This is a genomic window from Mesorhizobium sp. B2-4-12 (assembly GCF_006441575.1).
Taxonomy (GTDB): Bacteria; Pseudomonadota; Alphaproteobacteria; order Rhizobiales; family Rhizobiaceae; genus Mesorhizobium.
Window position 1 is genome coordinate 17,951 of sequence record NZ_VFVC01000007.1, and the last position, 20,059, is coordinate 38,009.

Annotated in this window: 23 protein-coding genes and 1 other RNA gene; 7 read left to right on the top strand and 17 right to left on the bottom strand. The window is 63.6% G+C overall.

Annotation, left to right across the window (positions count from 1 at the left end; all coding sequences use genetic code 11):
* Window positions 1-22 precede the first annotated feature (22 nt).
* Window positions 23-901: a LysR family transcriptional regulator gene (locus tag FJ934_RS06335; protein WP_140607872.1), complete on the top strand. Its 879-nt coding sequence runs from the start codon at window positions 23-25 to the stop codon at window positions 899-901.
* Window positions 902-911: 10 nt separating this feature from the next.
* Here FJ934_RS06335 and FJ934_RS06340 read toward each other — a convergent pair whose 3' ends face one another.
* The 3 genes from FJ934_RS06340 to FJ934_RS06350 are packed head-to-tail and all read right to left on the bottom strand — an operon-like array spanning window position 912 to window position 2,360.
* Window positions 912-1,442 (bottom strand): GNAT family N-acetyltransferase, encoded by a 531-nt coding sequence (locus tag FJ934_RS06340; protein ID WP_140607875.1) that lies wholly within the window; start codon window positions 1,440-1,442, stop codon window positions 912-914.
* 41 nt (window positions 1,443-1,483) lie between these two features.
* Window positions 1,484-1,792, bottom strand: a complete 309-nt coding sequence (locus FJ934_RS06345; protein ID WP_140607877.1) for a hypothetical protein — start codon at window positions 1,790-1,792, stop codon at window positions 1,484-1,486.
* A gap of 4 nt (window positions 1,793-1,796) precedes the next feature.
* Window positions 1,797-2,360, bottom strand: coding sequence for an XRE family transcriptional regulator (locus FJ934_RS06350; protein ID WP_140607879.1), 564 nt, complete (start codon window positions 2,358-2,360; stop codon window positions 1,797-1,799).
* Window positions 2,361-2,514: 154 nt separating this feature from the next.
* Between FJ934_RS06350 and FJ934_RS06355 the strand changes: the two genes are divergently transcribed.
* Window positions 2,515-4,347, top strand: coding sequence for an ATP-binding protein (locus tag FJ934_RS06355; RefSeq protein ID WP_140607881.1), 1,833 nt, complete (start codon window positions 2,515-2,517; stop codon window positions 4,345-4,347).
* Window positions 4,348-4,526: 179 nt separating this feature from the next.
* On the opposite strand, the gene FJ934_RS06360 is transcribed toward FJ934_RS06355, so the two are convergent.
* Both FJ934_RS06360 and miaA read right to left on the bottom strand, forming a co-directional pair.
* The gene (locus tag FJ934_RS06360) at window positions 4,527-5,318 is read right to left on the bottom strand and encodes a GGDEF domain-containing protein (protein WP_140607883.1); all 792 of its coding nucleotides are present in this window, start codon (window positions 5,316-5,318) and stop codon (window positions 4,527-4,529) included.
* A gap of 105 nt (window positions 5,319-5,423) precedes the next feature.
* Window positions 5,424-6,389, bottom strand: coding sequence for a tRNA (adenosine(37)-N6)-dimethylallyltransferase MiaA (miaA, locus tag FJ934_RS06365; RefSeq protein WP_140607885.1), 966 nt, complete (start codon window positions 6,387-6,389; stop codon window positions 5,424-5,426).
* Between miaA and serB the strand changes: the two genes are divergently transcribed.
* Both serB and FJ934_RS06375 read left to right on the top strand, forming a co-directional pair.
* Window positions 6,379-7,266, top strand: coding sequence for a phosphoserine phosphatase SerB (gene serB, locus FJ934_RS06370; protein WP_140607887.1), 888 nt, complete (start codon window positions 6,379-6,381; stop codon window positions 7,264-7,266). The genes miaA and serB overlap by 11 nt on opposite strands.
* A complete protein-coding gene (locus FJ934_RS06375; protein WP_140607889.1) occupies window positions 7,263-7,835 on the top strand; it encodes a GNAT family N-acetyltransferase in 573 nt (190 codons plus the stop codon). Before serB ends, FJ934_RS06375 begins: the two co-directional genes overlap by 4 nt.
* A 30-nt stretch (window positions 7,836-7,865) precedes the next feature.
* On the opposite strand, the gene FJ934_RS06380 is transcribed toward FJ934_RS06375, so the two are convergent.
* The 6 genes from FJ934_RS06380 to FJ934_RS06405 all read right to left on the bottom strand — a co-directional run bounded on the left by FJ934_RS06380 (window position 7,866) and on the right by FJ934_RS06405 (window position 13,498).
* On the bottom strand, window positions 7,866-9,383 hold the full coding sequence (locus FJ934_RS06380; RefSeq protein ID WP_140607892.1) for a DegQ family serine endoprotease: 1,518 nt from the start codon (window positions 9,381-9,383) through the stop codon (window positions 7,866-7,868).
* 148 nt (window positions 9,384-9,531) lie between these two features.
* Window positions 9,532-9,720 (bottom strand): DUF2065 domain-containing protein, encoded by a 189-nt coding sequence (locus FJ934_RS06385; RefSeq protein WP_140607894.1) that lies wholly within the window; start codon window positions 9,718-9,720, stop codon window positions 9,532-9,534.
* A 6-nt stretch (window positions 9,721-9,726) separates the two neighbouring features.
* Complete coding sequence (locus FJ934_RS06390; protein WP_140607896.1) at window positions 9,727-10,680, bottom strand: protease modulator HflC; 954 nt, start codon at window positions 10,678-10,680, stop codon at window positions 9,727-9,729.
* Entirely contained in the window at window positions 10,680-11,795 is a 1,116-nt protein-coding gene (gene hflK / locus FJ934_RS06395; protein ID WP_140607898.1) for an FtsH protease activity modulator HflK, read from the bottom strand. The genes FJ934_RS06390 and hflK overlap by 1 nt, the downstream gene beginning before the upstream one ends.
* 165 nt (window positions 11,796-11,960) lie before the next feature.
* Window positions 11,961-12,479 carry a dihydrofolate reductase gene (locus tag FJ934_RS06400; protein WP_140607900.1) on the bottom strand — a complete coding sequence of 173 codons (519 nt, stop codon included), beginning with the start codon at window positions 12,477-12,479 and terminating at the stop codon, window positions 11,961-11,963.
* Complete coding sequence (locus FJ934_RS06405; protein ID WP_140608134.1) at window positions 12,479-13,498, bottom strand: DUF4424 domain-containing protein; 1,020 nt, start codon at window positions 13,496-13,498, stop codon at window positions 12,479-12,481. Before FJ934_RS06405 ends, FJ934_RS06400 begins: the two co-directional genes overlap by 1 nt.
* 126 nt (window positions 13,499-13,624) lie before the next feature.
* Between FJ934_RS06405 and cobF the strand changes: the two genes are divergently transcribed.
* A complete protein-coding gene (gene cobF / locus FJ934_RS06410; protein WP_140607902.1) occupies window positions 13,625-14,386 on the top strand; it encodes a precorrin-6A synthase (deacetylating) in 762 nt (253 codons plus the stop codon).
* A 168-nt stretch (window positions 14,387-14,554) separates the two neighbouring features.
* On the opposite strand, the gene FJ934_RS06415 is transcribed toward cobF, so the two are convergent.
* The 4 genes from FJ934_RS06415 to modA all read right to left on the bottom strand — a co-directional run bounded on the left by FJ934_RS06415 (window position 14,555) and on the right by modA (window position 17,621).
* Window positions 14,555-14,896: a winged helix-turn-helix domain-containing protein gene (locus FJ934_RS06415; RefSeq protein WP_140607905.1), complete on the bottom strand. Its 342-nt coding sequence runs from the start codon at window positions 14,894-14,896 to the stop codon at window positions 14,555-14,557.
* An 89-nt stretch (window positions 14,897-14,985) separates the two neighbouring features.
* Window positions 14,986-16,098 carry a molybdenum ABC transporter ATP-binding protein gene (gene modC, locus FJ934_RS06420; RefSeq protein WP_140607907.1) on the bottom strand — a complete coding sequence of 371 codons (1,113 nt, stop codon included), beginning with the start codon at window positions 16,096-16,098 and terminating at the stop codon, window positions 14,986-14,988.
* A complete protein-coding gene (gene modB, locus FJ934_RS06425) occupies window positions 16,095-16,799 on the bottom strand; it encodes a molybdate ABC transporter permease subunit (RefSeq protein WP_140607909.1) in 705 nt (234 codons plus the stop codon). Before modB ends, modC begins: the two co-directional genes overlap by 4 nt.
* A 27-nt stretch (window positions 16,800-16,826) precedes the next feature.
* A complete protein-coding gene (gene modA, locus FJ934_RS06430; protein WP_140607911.1) occupies window positions 16,827-17,621 on the bottom strand; it encodes a molybdate ABC transporter substrate-binding protein in 795 nt (264 codons plus the stop codon).
* A 172-nt stretch (window positions 17,622-17,793) separates the two neighbouring features.
* Between modA and FJ934_RS06435 the strand changes: the two genes are divergently transcribed.
* Window positions 17,794-17,997, top strand: coding sequence for a TOBE domain-containing protein (locus FJ934_RS06435; protein WP_140607913.1), 204 nt, complete (start codon window positions 17,794-17,796; stop codon window positions 17,995-17,997).
* 10 nt (window positions 17,998-18,007) lie between these two features.
* Here FJ934_RS06435 and FJ934_RS06440 read toward each other — a convergent pair whose 3' ends face one another.
* Both FJ934_RS06440 and FJ934_RS06450 read right to left on the bottom strand, forming a co-directional pair.
* Window positions 18,008-18,802, bottom strand: coding sequence for a thymidylate synthase (locus FJ934_RS06440; RefSeq protein WP_140607915.1), 795 nt, complete (start codon window positions 18,800-18,802; stop codon window positions 18,008-18,010).
* A gap of 349 nt (window positions 18,803-19,151) precedes the next feature.
* Window positions 19,152-19,463 (bottom strand): DUF2853 family protein, encoded by a 312-nt coding sequence (locus FJ934_RS06450; protein WP_140607920.1) that lies wholly within the window; start codon window positions 19,461-19,463, stop codon window positions 19,152-19,154.
* A 166-nt stretch (window positions 19,464-19,629) separates the two neighbouring features.
* Here FJ934_RS06450 and ssrA point away from each other — a divergent pair.
* Window positions 19,630-19,990, top strand: a transfer-messenger RNA (tmRNA) gene (gene ssrA, locus FJ934_RS06455).
* Window positions 19,991-20,059: the final 69 nt, after the last annotated feature.

Below are 20,059 nucleotides of genomic sequence, written 5' to 3' on the forward strand. Positions count from 1 at the left end.
GGCCAATGACCGCAAATAGCTAATGGCTCGAAAATCCATTCCCTCCCTGCCCCCACTCGACTGGCTGCGCAGTTTCGAGGCCTCGGCACGGCTGTCGAACTTCACGGCGGCCGCGGCCGAACTCGGCCTGACACAGGCAGCCGTCAGCCAGCATATCCGGCTGCTCGAGGAACGATTGAAGACGCGCCTGTTCTCACGACTGGCGCGTGGTGTCGCGCTGTCGCCGGAGGGCGCCGCCTATCTGCCGCACATCCAGTCGGCCTTCGCCACCATCTCCAGCAGCACAACGGAACTGTTCGAACCCCGCGCCGTCCAGATCCGGGTGCCGATCTCCTTCGCCCTGCTGGTGCTGGTCCCGGCGTTGCCCGATCTTGCCGAGGCGCTGCCGCGCATCCAACTCGATCTTGTGACGATCCATCGCCCGACCGACTACGACCTGCCGGGCTCCGCGCTCGACATCCGTTTCGGCAACGGATCCTTTCCAGGACGCGAAGCCGACAGGCTGACGGCCGAGCGGCTTGTGCCGGTGGCCAGCCCGGCCCTGGCCGGCGCCGCCGACTGGGCATCCCTGCCGCTGCTTCTGGTCGCCGGCGCGCGCGAGATGTGGGCGGAATGGTTCGCGGGGGCCGGATTGGCCGGCCACCCCCAGCGATCCCACCGCTTCGACAGTTTCGTCGCCGCGATGGAAGCGGCGAGTGCCGGCGCCGGCGTGCTTCTGGGGTCGCGGCCGCTCGTCGACGCGGCACTCGAAAACAGGACCATGGTGCCGCTTTCCGACTTCGAGCTCTCCAGCACCTCGGGCCATTTTCTGACCAGGGCACCGACCGTGCGCCTGACCAGTGCCGAGCAGGATTTCCGCCGCTGGTTGCTGAGCCGCCTCTCCAGTGCGGCTTCGGCCTGACGGCGCGGAACTACCGGGACGATGAGGCGATACGCTTCCAGTAGATCAGCGTGCCTGTCAGCCCACCATGCGGCTTCAGCGCATAGTCCGGTATTTCGCCGGTCAGGGTGAAGCCGAGTTTTTCGTAGAGGCCCGAAGCACCTTCCTCGGTCGCCGTGTCCAGGACCAGCAGCGTGCGCCCCCTCTCGGCGGCGAGACGCTCGGCCGCCTTCATAAGGCGCGTTCCGATGCCCCTGCCCCGGTGTTCGGCCGATGTCATCAGCTTGGCGATCTCGGCCCGGTGCGGCTGGTTGGGCGGGCAATCGAGCAGCAAGGTGACGGTGCCGACCAGTGCCCTGCCATCCCACGCGCCAAGCACCACCCTCTCGCCTCGTGCCGCCGCGGCCAGCGACCTCTCCCAGAATGCGTTTGCCGCCTCCGGCGCGAGCGGATGCATGAAGCTGACCGAACCGCCGGCGGCAACCGTTTCGACAAGCAGGTCAGTCAGCATCGCCAGCGTTTCAGCATTGGCGCTCAGCGTTCCGATTTCGATGGAATTCATGCCTGGTCCTCTGGAGATGACGCGACGTGGGCTCGAGGCCGTCAGCCGAGATGGCGCACGCGCCGTCGCTTGCGAGCGGCTTTGATGGCACTGATGCGCTCGGTGTCGTCTTCCCTGAGATGCTGTCCGCGCTCCAGGATCTCGAGCGTGTATTCCTCATAGGTCAGGCCCAGCCGTTCGGCCTTGTCCGTGCGCATCAGCATGACCTCGTGGCTCGGCGCCTTCCATGCCTTTGCGTGCGCGGCCTGCCAGGCCAGGAAGATGTAGGGGTCGCCCCTGCCCCATGGCGGCCCCTTGTAGTCGTCAAGCGGCGGCCCCCCATTGTGGGAGCGCTTTGGCCGTCTTGCCATGAGGTCAGCCCCTGACCAGCGCCACGAGATAGTCGGCGTCCGCCTCCAGGGCATGAAAGGTGCAGTCCGACGGCGCGCCGAGTGCCAGGCAGTCACCAGATTCGAGCCGGTGCACCACATCGCCCTCGGTGAATTCGAGCCGCCCGGAAACCAGCCAGATCTGCTGCTTGATGAAGGCATAGGAGGCCGCGGGCAAGCTCACCTTGGCGCCCGCCGGCAAATGCACCTTGATCAGTTCGAGCGGCATGTCGCTGGCCGGCGACAAATGCCGCCTGACATAGCCCGTGGCAGGATCGCGCCACACCGGCTGGTCGGCCTCGCGCAGCACCCCGCCCCCTTGCAATTCCGCCCGTGCGATGAGGGTCGACAGCGTCATCCCGAAGGCCGCCGCGATGCGCACCAGAAGGGTCGCCGTCGGGCTGGTCATGCCGCGCTCGATCGTGCTCAGCATCGCCTTGGAAACGCCGGACCGCTCGGCGAGCTCGGCCAATGACCAGTCCCGCATGGTCCGTTCGGTGTGGATTCGGCTGCCGATGCCCAAGGAAATATCGTTCGCTATATTATTCATTCGTACATTATAGCGAAACTCAGACGATGCAGAAGAGCCATTTGCGACAATTTTCAACAGGCGCTTAATCCTCCTTACACCATCCAGCCTCATCCGACCTTAACCCCATCCCGCTAGGGTCCATGCTCCAAGGAAAATAGGGATTGGCCTGTCCATGTATGTCGAACGCGAAGCTTCCGTCGGAGAACCGACATCGCAGGAGCGCCGCAACGCAGAGCAGAACGACCGGCGCATCCTGGGCAATGTCGTGCAATGCGACGGCGCGCGCGCCACCATCAGCGCCTATGCCGACGACATTGATGGCGCCGTCACCGGCCTGTGGACGGTCGGCAAGATGATCTCCATCAATCTGGGCACGACGCGAACCGTCGGCCTGGTCTATGCCATCGGCAAATCGGACCGCGCCTGGAGCAATGAGGGCCAGAACGCTATCGAGGTCAGCATCGAGCTGATCGGCGAAGTCCGCGACGCGGCCGAACCCGGCGCCAAGCCGATCTTCGACCGCGGCATCACCACCTATCCGCACATTGGCGCCATCGCGCACCGCATCCGCAGCCGCGATCTCCAGGCCGTCTACGACCTGGCCGGGCGGCATTCCATCACCATCGGCTCGCTGTCGCAGGACGACGCGATCGCCGCCAACATCGCCATCGACGACACGCTGGCGCGCCATTTCGCCATCGTCGGCACCACCGGCGTCGGCAAGTCCACCGCCGTCTCGCTGCTGCTGCGCAAATCGATCACGGCGCGACCCGACCTGCGCATCCTGATCCTCGACCCGCATAACGAGTTCGCGGCCTCGCTGCCCGAATATTGCGTCAAGGTCGATTCCAAGACGCTCGACCTGCCGTTCTGGATGTTCCGGCTGGAGGAATTCGCCGAAGTGCTGTTTCGGGGCCGTGAAACGGTCCCGGAAGAAATCGACGCTTTGCGCGATCTCATTCCGCTCGCCAAGAATCTCTACCGCAACCCGAGCTCGGGCACCTATCTCAGGCGCGGCAACGATGCGCTGACCGCCGATACGCCTGTGCCTTACCGCATCGCCGACCTGCTCAAGCAGATCGACGAGCGCATGGGCATGCTCGAAAGCAAGAACGACCGCCCGACGCTCAAATCGCTGAAGACGCGGATCGAATCGGCGGCCGCCGATCCGCGCTACCGCTTCATGTTCAGCTCGCGCCTGATCGAGGACACCATCCACGAGACAATCGGCAACATTTTCCGCGTGCCGCATCACGGCCGCCCGGTAACCTGCTTCGAGATGGCCGGCATGCCCTCCGAAGTGGTCAACTCCGTCTGTTCGGTGCTGGCGCGCCTGGCCTTCGACCTCGCTCTGTGGAGCGAGGGCAAGCTGCAACTCCTGTTGCTGTGCGAGGAAGCCCACCGCTACATGCCGGCCGATGCGCGCCTCGGCTTTGCGCCGACACGCCACGCGCTGTCGCGCATCGCCAAGGAAGGCCGCAAATATGGCTGCTATCTCGGCGTCGTCACCCAGCGTCCGGGCGAGCTCGACCCGACCATCCTGTCACAGTGCTCGACCTTCTTCGCCATGCGGCTCGCCAACGAGCAGGACCAGGCGATCATCCGCTCGGCCATCGCCGACTCGTCCGCCTCCACGCTTGCCTTCCTGTCGTCCATGGGCCAGCGCGAAGCCATCGCCTTCGGCGAAGGCGTGGCGACGACGATGCGGCTGAAATTCGAAAGACTGCCGGCGCATTTGATCCCCGGCACGTCCAGGCGCGAAGAAACCGCGTCGCCGAAGAGCGGCGACGATGTCGACCTGGTGGCGATCGTCGAGCGACTGCGCAACGTGCCAAAACCACAGCAGCAGGCGATGGCCTTCGCCGAGGTGGTCGATTCCGGCCGGCAGGCCGGTGATCCTGATTATCGCAAGCCGGCAACCGCTCGCGTCCAGTCGGACGACGATTTCGACACGCGCTATGGCCTCAAGCCCGCCACCTTCGGCCTGCGTCCCCAGAACGATTGAACCTGCAGCTTGCGGACTTCGTAGGCCACCTTGGTTAAATCCCGTCAGGGAATTCGTCAGGCTGAGTCCGGGTGGTGCTGTTTTCGAGAACCGGAGCGGAGCGGACATTCAGTCCGTGAGCACCGGAAGCGCAGAAAACAGCGGCAGACGGCCAGCCTCACGAATTCAATGATGGGATTTTAGGCGCAGACGCGGTTGCGGCCTTGCCTCTTCGCTTCATAGAGCTGGCGGTCAGCCCGGCGATAGAATTCCTCGGCGGTCTCCTTGCGGTCCCAGACGGCAAGGCCCACGCTTGTCGTGATCTTGAGCCGGACATTGCCCGAAAGGATCGACATGTTGGCGACCGCCCTGCGGATGCGCTCGGCGAATTTGGCCAGCAGTTCCGCCTCCATATTGGGCGTGACCACGGCGAACTCCTCGCCGCCCAGCCGTGCCACCACATCGTGGTAGCGTGTCATGTCCTTGAGGCAGTTGGCGACAGCCCTGAGCACCTCGTCGCCGACATCGTGGCCATGGGTGTCGTTGACCTGCTTGAAATGGTCGAGATCGAGGATCATCAGCCCGACCGGCTTTTCGATGCGCCGGAACTCCTCGAGATATTCCTTCAGCGCATCATCGAAATAGCGCCGGTTCTGCATGCCGGTCAGGCCGTCTGTCAGGGCGGCGTGCTCGAGCGTTTCGGAGCGGGCGCTGAGTGAAACAGTCATGGCGCGCAGCTTGCCTTCTTCCGTCGCCTGTTTGCGGATCAGCGGATAGATGAAGAAGATGCCGAAAAACAGCGCGGTCGCAAGCAGCACGCCCGTCGCGAACAACAGCTTGTTGAGGTAGATGACCTTGTCCAGGCCCGAGGCCGTATGGAGTTCGGTGGCGAAGGATTGCAAGAGCCCATAAGCGTGCAGCGTCACCAGGCCGGCGGCCAGGATCACGAAGATAAAGACGAAGAAAGCGGATTCCGCCTTATGGAAACGCATCTGCTCCCCGATGGAAAAGTACCCATCGACCTTATGGCACGGACCGACTTACGGAGCGTTAATTCCAACAACTTCGGCGGGAACCCTTCCCTCGATGTCGACTTTTTAAGTTGCATTAGCAACCAGCGTTGAAATCTTGGTTTCGAGATCGTCACCCGGGCACAGTCTTTGCCATTCAGGCCCCAGCTGATGTCGAAACCAGGTCGCCTGCCGCTTGGCATATTGCCGTGTTGCGATCTTGGCGCGTTCGATCGCCTCGGGAAAACTGGATTGTCCGGCCATCGCGGCCTGCAGTTCGCGAACGCCGATCGCCTTCATCGCCGGCAGATCCGGATCGAGGCGAAGGGCCACTAATTGCCTGACCTCCTCCAGCGCACCCTTGTCCAGCATCTGGTCGAAGCGCCTTTCGATGCGATCAACCAGCGCCGCCCGGTCCGGCTCGATGACCAGGAAACCGGCCGTCTGCCTGTCGATGAGAGGGCGACCGCGCGCGGCCTGCCAGTCCAGGATCGATCGGCCGGAGGCGTCGAGAACCTCCAGCGCCCGTACGATGCGCTGGCTGTCGGTTGGCTTCAGCTGCATGGCGGCTCTCGAATCCTCGCGCAGCAGCAGGGCGTGCAGCTTGACCGCGCCTTGCTCCTTCAGCTCATAGCGCCAACGGTCGCGGATCGGCTGCGGAATATCGGGCATTTCCGAAATGCCTTCGGCAAGCGCGCGAAAATAAAGGCCGGTGCCGCCGACGAAGATCGGCCGCCGCGAGAGCGTTCCGTCGTCGATGAGTTTCATCACGTCGCGCAGCCAGGCGCCGGTCGAATAGGCGCTGCCGGGATGGACGTGCCCGTAGAGAAAATGCGGCACGCGTGCAAGCTCGGCCGCCTCCGGCCTCGCGGTCAACACGTCGAGAACAGAATAGCCTTGCATGGAATCGGTATTGACGATGACGCCGCCTGCGCGCTCGGCCAGATCGAGCGCCAGTGCTGACTTGCCGCTGGCGGTCGGCCCGGCTATCAGGATCGCGTTCTTCACGCGGCCTTCGCCCGCATCCGTGCCGGAATTTTCGATGCCGCTCATTGCCACGCTTGTTTCCCGTCCCGCCGACCGCGCCCTGTCGCCGTCGCTTGCGAATATGGCCTCGCGCTCGGTGGGCGCAAGCACTGTCGTCTGGCTGGCAGAAGGAATTGCCTGCGATCTCGCTTTGCCGCAGGCGGTCGACACCGCCGATATCACCGCTACGCTGCGCACCGCACTGGCCGCCGAACCGGTCGATGTGATCGTCCAGCAGGCCGAAACGCGTCGCAAGAAAATCCTCCTCGCCGACATGGATTCGACCATGATCGATCAGGAATGCATCGACGAACTGGCCGACGAGATCGGCGTCAAGGAGCACGTCGCCTCGATCACCGCGCGATCGATGAACGGTGAGATCGCCTTCGAGCCGGCGCTGCGCGAACGCGTGGCGCTGCTCAGGGGCCTCGATGCCGCCGTCGTCGACCGCATCGTCGCCAACCGCCTGACATTGGCCTCGGGCGGCCGGGCGCTGGTCCGGACCATGCGCGCCAACGGCGCCTGGACAGCGCTCATCTCGGGTGGCTTCGAGGTCTTCACCACGCGCATCGCCGATATGCTCGGCTTTCAGGAAAACCGCGCCAACCGCCTGCTCGAACAGGACGGACGCTTCACCGGGCTGGTTGGCGAGCCGATCCTCGGCCGCGCCGCCAAGGCCGAGGCGCTGCTCGAAATCGCGGCGCGCCTGGAATTGACACCGGCCGACGCCATTGCCGTTGGCGACGGCGCCAACGATCTCGACATGATCCGCCTCGCCGGCACCGGTGTGGCGCTTCATGCCAAGCCAGCCGTGGCGGCGCAGGCCAGGGTTCGCATCGACCATGGCGACCTCACCGCGTTGCTCTATGTCCAAGGCTATCGTCAGGAAGAGTTTGTGCAATGAAACCCATGCGCACCGAGCGCCTCGTCCTGCGCAACTGGGAAGAGCGCGATCGTGAGCTCTTCCATCGCATCAACTCCGATGACCGCGTCATGGAGTTCTTCCCGTTCCGCCGCGACCGCGCCGCCGCCGACGCCAAGATGGACCAGGTCCGTGCCTGGGTCGATGCGGACGGCTATGGCTTCGCCGCTGCCGAGATTGCCGCCACCGGTCAGTGCATCGGCTTTGTCGGGCTCTCAGGAACCGAGGATATGGACGTCCTGCCGGCTGGCACGATCGAGATCGGCTGGCGGCTGGCGCCCGAATTCTGGGGCAAGGGCTATGTCACCGAGGCCGCCGAGGCATGGCTCGCCTATGGGTTCGAGACGCTTGGCCTCGACGAGATAGTGTCCTTCGCCGTTGCGGAAAACCACCGCTCGACCGCCGTCATGAAACGCCTCGGCATGACGACCGACCCGTCGGCCGATTTCGATCATCCCGGCATCCCCGACAGCCACTCCGCGCTCAAGCGGCATGTGCTCTATCGGCTCTCGCGCGCCGAGTGGCAGGCGCGAAAAAAGGCGGCCGGTTAGCCGCCTTTTAGAAGTCGCTCGATTGAAAGCTCAATCCATCCGGATCGTCACGAAGCGCAACTCACCGGTCTTCGATGCCAGCATCAGCAGCGCGTTCTTTCGGCCCTGCTCCTTCAGCGCACCGATCCGGTCCATGACATCCTTGGGCGTGGCGACCGATTCCTGCGCGATCTCGGTGATCACCTCGCCCGGCTGGATGCCGCGCTCGGCGGCGGCCGAGTCCTTTGCCACGTCGGTGATGACGACGCCGGAGACATCGGCGGCGATGCTGAACTTCTTGCGCGTCTCGTCGTTGAGCTCGCCAACGGTCATGCCAAGCACCGAGGCGGTCGAGACGGCCGGAGCCTTGTCGCCGCCCTTGTCCTGATTGGTATTGCCCGGCTCGCCGCTTGCGAGCTTCTCGCCATCCTCAAGCCGGCCGAGCGTCACCTTCACGGTCTGCTCGACACCCTTGCGCACGATCAGCACGTCGACGGCCTTGCCGACGGGGCTTTCGGCGACCACGCGCGGCAGGTCGCGCATTTCATGGATGTCCTTGCCGTCGAACTTGATGATGACGTCACCGGCCTGGATGGTGCCGTTGTCGACGGGACCGCCCTTGATGACGCCGGCGACCAACGCGCCCTTGGCCGTGGTCATGCCGAGGCTTTCGGCGATGTCGTCCGTCACCGGCTGGATGCGCACGCCGAGCCAGCCGCGCCGCGTCTCGCCATACTGGCGCAACTGGTCGACAACACCCGAGGCGAGCTGCGAGGGGATGGAAAAACCGATGCCGATCGAGCCGCCGGACGGCGAAATGATCGCCGTGTTGATGCCGATAACCTCACCGGCGCTGTTGAACAGCGGTCCGCCCGAATTGCCGCGATTGATCGCGGCGTCGGTCTGGATGAAGTCGTCATAAGGACCGGAGTTGATGTCGCGGTTGCGCGCCGAGACGATGCCGACCGTGACCGTGCCGCCAAGGCCGAACGGATTGCCGACCGCCATCACCCAGTCGCCGACGCGCATCTTGGTGGAATCGCCGAATTTCACTGCGGTGAGCTTGTGGCCTTTCGGATCGACCTTCAGCACCGCGACGTCGGTCTTGGTGTCGGTGCCGACCAGCGTCGCCTTCAGCGTCACCCCATCCGAGAAATTGACCTCGATGTCGTCGGCATCGGCGATCACGTGGTTGTTGGTGACGACGATGCCTTGTTCGGCGTCGATGACGAACCCCGAGCCCAGCGACTGCACCTTCTGCGCGCTATTGTCCTTGCCGCCGCCGCGATTCTTGAAGAAATCGTCGAAGAAGTCCTGGAACGGCGAGCCTTCGGGAAGCTGCGGCATCGGCACGGCACCCGGACCCTCCGTGCCCTTCACCGTCTGCGAGGTCGAGATGTTGACCACCGCGCCGAGCAGGCCTGCCGCGAGGTCGGCCACCGAAGCAGGCCCGTCATTGGCGAATGTCGGCGTCACGAAGGACGGGATGGCGACGGTGCCGACAAGAAGCGCTGCCGTGCCAGCGATGAACGTCCGCCGTACCGTGCGCAAAAGCAGTGTGGATGTCATCGAGAGGCCTCCCGGTATTCTGAGAAAGAAAGCGCAACGGCGAAAACACCGTGCTGCGCCATGTTGGCAAAAAATACGGCACGTTTGCGGCTAGGACTATCCGCGGAGGATAAATCCTCCGTTAGCGCCAAGACGAAAACCGGCCGCCTCACCCGCCTCGCACCAGCCAGACGATGCCGACACCGATGGCGACCGCGGCCAGCCCGGCGATCCGCAACGCATTCTCCGGCATCGACAGCACCTCGCCCGCGAGCTTCCTCGCGAAGGCGGGAAAGCCGCCATAGACCAGGCCCTCTATGACGAGGACCAGGCCTATCGCCGCGAAGAAATCCTGCACCGGCCGTTACTGGCCCGTGCTGGGTTGTGTCGTCGGCGCGGCAGGCGCGGCAGGTGCCGGCGCTGGTTTCGCCGGCCCTTCCTCGCCATCGGGGTCGCGGAAGTAGCGGAAGAACTCCGAACTCGGCGACAGCACCATGGTCGTCCCGGTATTGTCCAGCGCCGTGCCGTAGGCGTTCATCGACCGATAGAAATCGAAGAAGGCCGGATCGCGCTTGTAAGCGTCGGCGAAGGTGGCGCTGCGTTGGGCCTCGCCCTCACCGCGCAGGATCTCGGACTCCTTCTGCGCTTCGGCGATAATCTCGACGACCTCGCGGTCGGCGCGAGCGCGGATGCGCTGCGCCGCCTCGTTGCCGCGTGCCCTGAGTCTTTCGGCCTCGGCCAGACGTTCGGCCTTCATGCGATCGTAGGTCTGTTGCGAGACCTCGGCCGTGAGGTCGGTGCGGCGGATGCGGACATCCTCGATCTGCAGACCGAGCGAGGTGGCGTCGGGCCGGAGCTGATCGCGCACTTCGCGCATCATTACCGCGCGCTCTTCGGAGAGGGCGGCCTCGAAGTCGCGCAGACCGTAGACGCGGCGCAAGGCGGCGTCGAGACGGGTCCTCAGCCGGGCTTCGGCCAGTTCGATCTGGCCGGACACGGCAGCACGGAACACACGCGGATCCGAAATGCGGTAGGCGATGAAGGCATCGACCTCGTAGAACTTGCCGCCCGAAACCTGGACGCGGATGTTGTCGAGGTCGAAACGCAGCACCCGGTTCTCGATCAGTTGCACCGTGTCGGCGTCAAAGAACGAGAACGGCGCCTTGAAGTAGATGCCGGGTTCGGTCTTGACGTCGACGATTTCGCCGAAGCGCAGCACCAGCGCCTGCTGGCGCGCATTGACCACGAAAACCGACGAATAGATCAGGAACAGGATAACCGCCGCGATAACGACGAAGACGGGAAGACGGTTGCCCATCACCGGTTACCTCCCGTGTTCGCGCCAGGCGCGGCTGATGCAGGCGCTTTCTGCTGCAATGCCGGCAGCGGCAGATAGGGAACGACCCCTTGCCCGTTGCCCTGCTCGACGATGACCTTGCCGGAGTCCTTCAGAACCCTCTCCATGGTTTCGAGATAGAGGCGCTTGCGCGTCACGTCGGGCGCCTTGGCGTATTCGTCGTAGACGGAGATAAAGCGCTGCGCCTCACCTTCGGCTTCCTGCACCACCCTGTTCTTGTAGGCGGCCGCGTCTTCGCGGATCTGTGCGGCCTCGCCGCGCGCCTGACCCAGCTTCTGGTTGGAATACTGGTTGGCCTGCTCGACGAACTTGTCCTCGTCTTGTTCGGCGCGCTGCACCTCGTCGAAGGCGTCAGCCACTTCGCGCGGCGGTGCCGCGTCCTCGATCGAGATGGCGTTGACCTGCAGACCGGCCTTGTAGCCGTCCAGCGTCGTCTGGATGATCTCGCGCACCGAGGCCGCAATGCCCTGGCGGTCGTCGCGGAAGATATCCTGCGCCGGCCTGCGGCCGACGGCTTCGCGCATGGCGCTTTCGGCGACCTGCCGCAGCATGCCGTCCGGATCGGAGACGTCGAACAGATAGGCCCGGGGATCGGAGACCTGATAGGCCACCGAAAACTGCACGTTGACGATGTTCTGGTCGCCCGACAACATCAGGCCGTTGCCGCTGGTGTTGCCGCCGCCGATATCGACGAGCTGCTCGGAAATCTTGGCCGTCTCGACGGTTTCAAGCGGCCACCAATGGAAATGCAGGCCGGGCTGCGACAGTTGGGCCTTCGGCTTGCCAAAACGCAGTTCGACCGCGACCTCGTCGGGCTGCACGGTATAGACCGCTTGGAACGCCCACAGAACGACCAGCACCGCGGCGATCAGCCCGAACACGGCCGGACTCGCGCCACCGCCGCCGGGCAGCGCGCGCCGTAGCCGGTCCTGGCCGCGGCGGATGATGTCTTCAAGATCGGGAGGCGAGCCCTGCGGGCCGCTCGGTCCCTTTGGCCCCTGCCCCCAGGGTCCCTGATTGTTGCCGCCGCCCCCCCACGGACCGCCGCCTCCGCCACTCTTGTCGTTCCAGGGCATGAATGTCCTTTCGCTTGGAATTCCCTCAAGCGCCGGCGTTGCGGCGCAAATCCAGTTGTTCTTCTATAGGGACGCCACCGCACGCTTTCAACGCGATGCGCCGCCGACTTCATCCGTTTTGCGCCGATAGCGACCCTTTGTCGTCCTCAATACCGTTTTTGTCTTTCAAAGTATCTCGCTGCCGCGCTCGTAAACCGTATAGCGTGTTGCATGGCTGTCCTTTTCGCCGGCCGGAACATCCTGCGTGCTCACCACGCGCCAGGATTTCGGATCGATCGGCGGGAAATGCGCATCGCCGTCGACGGCGGCCAGCACATGGGTGACGTGCAGCCGGTCCGCCAGCGGCAGCGCCTGGGCATAGATCTCGCCGCCGCCGACAACGCAGACCTCGTCCACGCCAGCCATGCAGCGTCCGCGCACCGTTGCCAGCTGAATCGCGGCTTCCAGCGTATGCGCCACCTCGGCGCCTTCGGCGCGCCAGGCCTTGTCGCGCGTGACGACGATGTTCAGCCGGCCCGGCAATGGCCTGCCTATACCTTCATAGGTCTTGCGGCCCATGATGATGGGCTTGCCCATCGTGTCTGCCTTGAAACGCTTGAGATCGGTGGAGAGCCGCCAGGGCAATCCACCGTCCCGGCCGATCACGCCGTTCTCTGCGATGGCAACGTAGATCGCGACGTGCATCAGTTCGCATCCCCGCCATTGCTGTCCGACGGTTCGAGCAGCAGGATATTGATATCGTGCTCGGGATAAAAATCGTCCGCCGCCATCTCGAAGGTCGTCAGCCCGATCTTTTTGACGTTGTCGCCACAGAACGAAACCAGCGCTTTCGGATTGCCCTTGTCGACGGTCAGCTTGAACTTGCCGATACTGTCCGCCGCCCAGTTGCCGCCGGTGGTCAGGATATAGGCGATACGGCGCTCGTAATACCGGGGATAACCGTCCGCATTGTCCTTGGCGGCCTTTCGCAGCGCATTTTCGAAGGTGTCGTCCATGCAGTAGCGGGTCTTGTAGGCCCCGTACTGCCCCTGGAACTTGCCGTCGTAGAAGAAACTGACCGAAGACGTACCGCCGACGCTGGGCTTGTAGCGGTGCGAGACGTGAAGGTCCTTGTTCGCCGGAAAGGTCGAGCGCCACCAATAGGTCGATCGCAACTGCCAGAAGGGTGTATAGGCTGGGGTGGCGCCCGGGCCGCTGTCCGCCTCTGGATCCTCGATGATGATGCCGCGGCTCTCCCAGTCCCGAGCAACCGCCTGCGGCAGCTTCGCCAGTGCCGCTTTGGCCGCGTCGCCGAACGGATTGAACGGCACATTCTGCGCCTTGAGGTCGGCACTGATGTCGATGCCGAGCGCAAATACCTTCTGCTCGAGCTGCGGTTTTGCCGCGGCACCGTCGATCGTCACCTCGAAGCCGAGGAAATTGTCGCTCTGGTTTTCGGGGATCGCCGGCATCTCCTCCGGATCGCCCGAGATGTCGGGCATCGGGAAGGCGACGATCGCGTCAACGTCCTTGTCGGTGTTGTTGTGGAAGACGTAGTCGACTGCCACCTTTTCCGGCGAGATGAAGAGGTCCTCGCTTTGCATCGCCACGGCGTCGCTGCGCGACAGGATCAGGCCGCCAGTGCCGAGTTCGGCGATCGAGTCGTTGGCAAAGGCAGGCGCGATTGAAAACGCCAACGCTACGGCCAGAACATATCGCAAGATCGAAGCCCCCTCGGCTGGAATGCCTGGGATGACCCTAGCCGTTTCGACGTGGCGTTTCAAAGCCCTTCCGCATCCGAGGCACGCCGGTCTGGACTATCAGGTTCCGATCGGGCAGGAGTTCGCTCCATGCGCAAACTTCTCGTCATCGGCATCGGCGCCGGCAATCCCGACCACCTGACCGTGCAGGCCATATCAGGTCTGAACCGAGCCGACGTGCTGTTCATCCCCGACAAAGGGGCTGACAAGAACGACCTGGCCGAGCTGCGGCGCGAGATATGCGACCGCTTCGTCACCAACCCCAAGTCACGCCGGGTCGAGTTCGACGTGCCGGTGCGCGCCGAGCCGACGTCCTCCTACCGCTCGACAGTCGACGACTGGCACGAAGCCATCGCCGCCATCTATGAAGGCTTGATCGGCGACGAGCTCGGCGACGACGGCTGCGGCGCATTCCTGATCTGGGGCGATCCCTCGCTCTACGACAGCGCGCTGCGCATCCTCGAGCGGGTGCGCCTGCGAGGCAATGTCGCCTTCGAACAGGACGTCATCCCCGGCATCACAGCCATCCAGGCGCTTGCCGCCAGCCACAAGACGGCGCTGAACCGGATCGGCGATTCCATCCTGATCACCACCGGCCGCAGGCTTACCGAGGAGGGGCTGCCCGAAAATGCCGGCAGCACCGTCGTCATGCTTGATGGCAAATGCGCCTTCAACACGCTGGCCGACCAGGATGTCGTCATCCAGTGGGGCGCCTATCTCGGCACGCCGGACGAGATCATCATCTCCGGCCGTCTCCGCGATGTCGGCGCCGAGATCGAAAAGCGTCGCGAAGAGGTCCGCAAGGAAAAGGGCTGGATCATGGACACCTATCTTCTGCGCAAGCCGGAATGAGGCAGTAGGCAGTAGGCAGTAGGCAGTAGGCAGTAGGCAGTAGGGAATGATATTCCCGAAGTGAAGTAAGTCATCTGTTCGAACAAAAAGCTCCGACCGTCGAGAACGGTGCTGCCACCCTACTGCCTACTGCCTACTGCCTACTGCCTAATGCCTACTCTCTTATTGCTACCCCGCATCAATCTCCGCCTGCAATGCCTCCATATGCGTGACCGCCGCGGCGGTCGCCGCGCGTTCGATGGCTCGAAAACGGCTGACCACCGCAAGGCCAACGGACGTCAGTTGCGCACCGCCGCCCTTGCGGCCACCGGTCTGCGCCGAAACCAGCGGCTTACCGAACACCCGGTTCATGTCCTCGACCAGATCCCAGGCATGCTTGTAGGACATCTCCATGCCGCGCGCGGCGGCCGAAATCGAGCCGAAAGCGGCAATCTGCTCCAGGAGTTCGATCTTGCCCGGACCGATTCGCCCGTCGGGATCGAGATTTATCCGCAAGCTCAGCGACGGCATTTTTGCTTCTCCGCGATCACGCCAGCCTGTCGGAACTGCTTGGGTGATATCGTTATTCCAAAACAATATAGCGGCGCTCGCCGCCCCTGTCAGCCATGCGCCTCGAGCGGCAAGCCGGCGCTGGTGTTGGCGCGATCGAAACTCACTGTCTTGACCACCGCGAAAACCTTGCCGCCAAGCCGCAGCCTCAGCGCCTGCCGCGACTGTTCGGTGATCCGGGCCAGCACGGTCGCGCCATGGCAATCGATGCCGATCTCGACTGTCGGCCCCTCGCCCGGATTGATCGCCACGATCATGCCGGGCAGAATGTTGAGCGCGCTGAGGCCCGTTGGTTCCTCCGTCGCGATCATCACATCGCGAGCACGAATGCGGATACGCACAGACGCTCCGGGCTTCATTGCAAGGCGCGGCACGCGGATCTCCCCGGCGGCCGAGCCGAGCACGGTCATGCCGAAAGCCTCGTCGTGACGCAGCACTTTAGTATCCAGAACCGCACCGCCCTCGCCGCGCTCTTCGGCCGGTAACAGGTCGAGCCTTTGCATGACAGCCTCGATCGGACCCGAGGCAACGACCTTGCCCTGCGCCAGCATCACAACATCGCTGGCCAACCGCGCCACTTCGGCGACCGAATGGCTGACATAGACGATCGGGATCTTCGTCTCGTCGCGCAGCCGCTCGATATAGGGCAGGATCTCGGCCTTGCGCGCCTCGTCGAGCGAAGCCAGCGGCTCGTCCATGAGCAGCAATCTGGGGCTGGCCAGCAGCGCCCGCCCGATCGCCACCCGCTGCTTCTCGCCACCTGAGAGCTTTGCCGGGCGCCTGTCCAGCAGCGGGCCGATGCCGAGCAGATCGACAATGGCCTCCAGGTCGGCGTAGCGCTCCTTTGCCGGCGTGAACCAGCGACCGTAGCACAGATTGCTCATCACGCTCATATGCGGAAACAGGCGTGCGTCCTGAAACACCATGCCGATACGGCGTTTGTGCTTCGGCACGAAAATGCCGGCATCCGTGTCGACCAGCACCCGGTGCTCGACCTCGATGCGCCCCTTGTCGGCCCGGATCAACCCGGCGATCATGTTGATCAGCGTCGTCTTGCCCGAACCGGACGGCCCGAACAGCGCCGTCAGCCGCCCGGCGCTTTCGAAGCGGACGTCGATGGCGAAATCGCCGAGCCGATGGCGGATATCGACGAGGACGCTCATTCGATATCCATCCGCCGGCCGACCCGCCGCGCCAGCACTTCCGAGGCGACCAGTGCCGCCATCGAAATGACAATCGAAATCAGCGTCAGCCGCAGCGCGCCCTCATCGCCGCCCGGCACCTGCGTGAAAGTGTAGATCGCCGACGGCAGCGTCTGCGTCTCGCCGGGGATGTTGGAGACGAAGGTGATGGTCGCACCGAACTCGCCCATCGCCTTGGCGAAGGCCAGGATGGCGCCGGCGATCAGCCCGGGCAAGATCAGCGGCAGCGTGATGGTGCCGAACACCCACAAAGGATTGGCGCCGAGTGTTCCCGCCGCCGCTTCCATCTTGCGGTCCACCGCCTCGATCGACAGCCGGATCGCCCGCACCATCAGCGGAAAGCCCATGACACCGCAGGCGAGTGCCGCACCTGTCCAGCGGAACGAAAAGACGAGGCCGAAATGGTCGGCCAGGAAGGCTCCGGCCGGGCCGCGCTTGCCGAAAGTCAAAAGCAAGAGATAGCCGGTCACGACAGGCGGCAGGATCAGCGGCAGGTGAACCACGCCATTGAGCAGCGTCTTGCCCCAGAACTGGCTCCGGGCAAGCAGCAGCGCGATCGCTATACCGGGCGGCAGGCTGGCGAGCATCGCGACAGTCGCCACCTTGATGGACAGCCGGACCGCATTCCATTCGTCGGGAGTGAGGTCCAGCAGCCAGGTCATGTCGAGGCATCAGGTCCTTTTCGAAACTCAGTTGCTCGGGGTGAGCACCGTGAAGCCCTGCTCCTTGAAGAGCGCGCCGGCCTTGGCCGACTGCAGGCACTTCAGGAAGGCCGGCGTGTCCTTGTCCTTCGAATCGGCGGTCTGGGCAACCGGATAGATGATCGGCGCATGCGAATTCTCCGGGAAGGTGCCGATCACCCTGACGCCTTTTTCGGCATGCGCGTCGGTGGCGTAGACGATGCCCAGCGCCGCTTCGCCGGTCGAAACCAGCTTCAGGGCTGCGCGGACATTCTCGGCCTGCGCCACCTTGCCCTCGACAGAGGACCAGACGCCGAGCGATTCCAGCGCGGCCTTGCCGTATTTGCCGGCAGGCACCGCCTTGAAATCACCCATGGCGAGCTTGCCATCGCCAATCAGCCTGGCCAGGTCGAAACCCTTCTCGATCTTGGCCTCCACCGTCGAATCGCTTGGTGCCACCAGCACGATCTCATTGCCGAGCAGCTTCACTTCGGTGTCGGGCCTGGTCAGCTTCTTGTCGGAGAGATACTTCATCCAGTCGAGGTCGGCCGAGATGAACACATCAGCCGGCGCCCCGCCCTCGATCTGCTTGGCCAGCGCCGAACTCGCGGCGTAGGACACCGTCGCGACCTCGCCGACATCGGCCTCGCAGGCCTTGTTCACCGCGTCGAGCGCATCCTTGAGGCTGGCCGCTGCGAACACCACGACCTTGTCTTGCGCGTGTGCCGCCGGCACCGCGGCCATCAGTGCCGCCGCAAAACCGCCAATGGCGATCGCCCTCGATCCGAAACCTTCGCGCGTCATCGAAAACTCTCCCTGGTTTGAAATCCGATCGGCTCTTGGCCTGCCGATCGATATATCCGTTTGAACATAACAAGGGAAGACGTTTCACCCGACGGCGGCATTGCACGCGGGCCTCGGGCCGACCTACGATAGGGCTGGTTTGGATACAGCGAAAAGCAAAAGAGTTGACCGCATGAAGACCAGCGCGCGCAACATTCCCAAGGGAACGATCATCGAGATCGTCAAGGGAGCCACCACCTCGCATGTCGACATTGGCGGCGACGCCATCGTGACGGCCTCGATCACCAACGAAGCCGCGGCCGACCTCAAGCTCCAGGCGGGCAAGCCGGCTTACGCTGTCATCAAGGCTTCGGACGTCATGGTGGGGATCGATTGAGCCTGGTGGCTCACACCGCGATCGGCGCCTTGATCGACGCATCGGCGATGTAGTTTTCCAGGCGGAAATCCTCGAAGCGGAAGGCGAACAGGTCCTTCACCTCCGGGTTGATCCACATCGTCGGCAGCGCTCTCGGAGTACGCCGTAATTGTTCGCGCGCCTGCTCGAAATGATTGGAGTAGAGATGCGCGTCGCCCAGCGTGTGGACGAAATCGCCCGGCTTCAGCCCGGTCACCTGCGCCACCATCATGGTCAGCAGCGCATAGGACGCGATGTTGAACGGCACCCCGAGGAAGATATCGGCCGAACGCTGGTAAAGCTGGCAGGAAAGCCGGCCTTCGGACACGTAGAACTGGAACAGGCAGTGGCAGGGCGGCAGCGCCATCGCCTCCACCTCGGCCGGATTCCAGGCCGAAACGATCAGTCGCCGCGATTGAGGATTGCGGCGTATCTCCTTCAGAAGGCCCGCGATCTGGTCGATCGAACCACCATGGCCATCCGGCCAGGAGCGCCACTGCTTGCCGTAGACCGGGCCGAGATCGCCATTCTCATCCGCCCATTCGTCCCAGATCGTAACGCCGTGGTCGGTCAGGTATTTGATGTTGGTGTCGCCGGCCAGGAACCACAGGAGTTCATGGATGATCGACTTCAAATGCAGCTTCTTGGTGGTGGTGACGGGAAAGCCGCGCGAGAGGTCGAACCGCATCTGGTGGCCGAAGACGGAGCGCGTGCCGGTGCCGGTGCGGTCGCCGCGATCGGCGCCGTTTTCCAGCACATGCTGCAGGAGGTCGAGATACTGGCGCATCGGTTCCGGCTCGATTCGAAAGTTCAGGCATTATAGCTGCCAGACAGGCGGCCGAACACTCAAAACGATGTCAGCGTTGCTGGCACCACCACTCCTCCCAGCGTCGGCGCCGCCCCTCATTGCCCTGCCGGGCATTTCTCCCCGTAAAGTGACGGGGAGAAAGAGGCTAGTTGCAACACCGCGCTCTTCGCAATGCTGGCAATTGGCAAAACCGGCAATCGCAGCGTCCTTCTCCCCGTCACTATACGGGGAGAAGATGGCGGCAGCCAGATGAGGGGCAGCGCTGGCGCGTGGTGAAGTGAAAAACAAACCTGTCCTGCCGCACCGGTTTGGCGAACCGACGCGACAGTCAAAGCGAGCCGAGCTTGCCCAGTTCTTTGGCCACCAGATAATAGAAGGTCACCCGGCCCTTGCTGTGGTCCGCATGCATTGCCTTGCAGGTTTTCTCGATCGCGGCGTCGGCTTTCGCCCCGTCGCTAACCCCTAGCTTCTTGGCTACCCAGCTCTCCTTGACGCGCTCGAGCTCTTTCGGGTCGGTGCAGGACACCAGCGAGGAGTCGCGGTTCCTCAGCGCAATGCCCAGATGCTTGACGATCTTTTCGACGGCGTCGGCGCTGGCGCCCGCGTCGTATTTCTTCACATCCGCAAGATAGTCGGCCATCAAAATTCCCCTCGTCGGCGCCACGGATCCGATCGATGAGGGCTGTGGCGCTTCGCAACTTGTGCGCTAGGTCGGTAACTCCTCACCGCCCGCAAAGCTTCGGTTGAGACCGTGCCCAAGTCAACCCTTGCCGTCGCAATTTGACACAGGGACAAAGCCCCATTGCGGCCTTTCATTTCCGCGAAACGCCCCCTATATTCGTTTTGTCGGCTTGACCGACTATGGCGATAAACAGGCGATGAAATAAGCCGTTCGGACCCGGGGGCGGTACCCGGCGCCTCCACCAAAAGCCGCTGTTGACGACAGAGCGGTTTTTGCTGGGGGCGAAATAGGATCGACGAAGGTGTAAAGATCGTACTTTTGCCCGGCATTGTACCACCGTTATCGGGCTAAACTTATAGTTGCCAACGACAACTATGCGGAAGCACGTCTCGCTGCTTAATGCAGTGCGATAGCTTCAAATCAAGCCCTAGGGGTTCGCACTTCTAGGCGGGGTTCGGAGGTACCTGGCAACAGAAACCTCCACTTCTCCCCTCCTTCAATATGCGTCACGCACGACGGCAAGGCTCTTGCTGTCCGGACTTCGCTCGACCTGC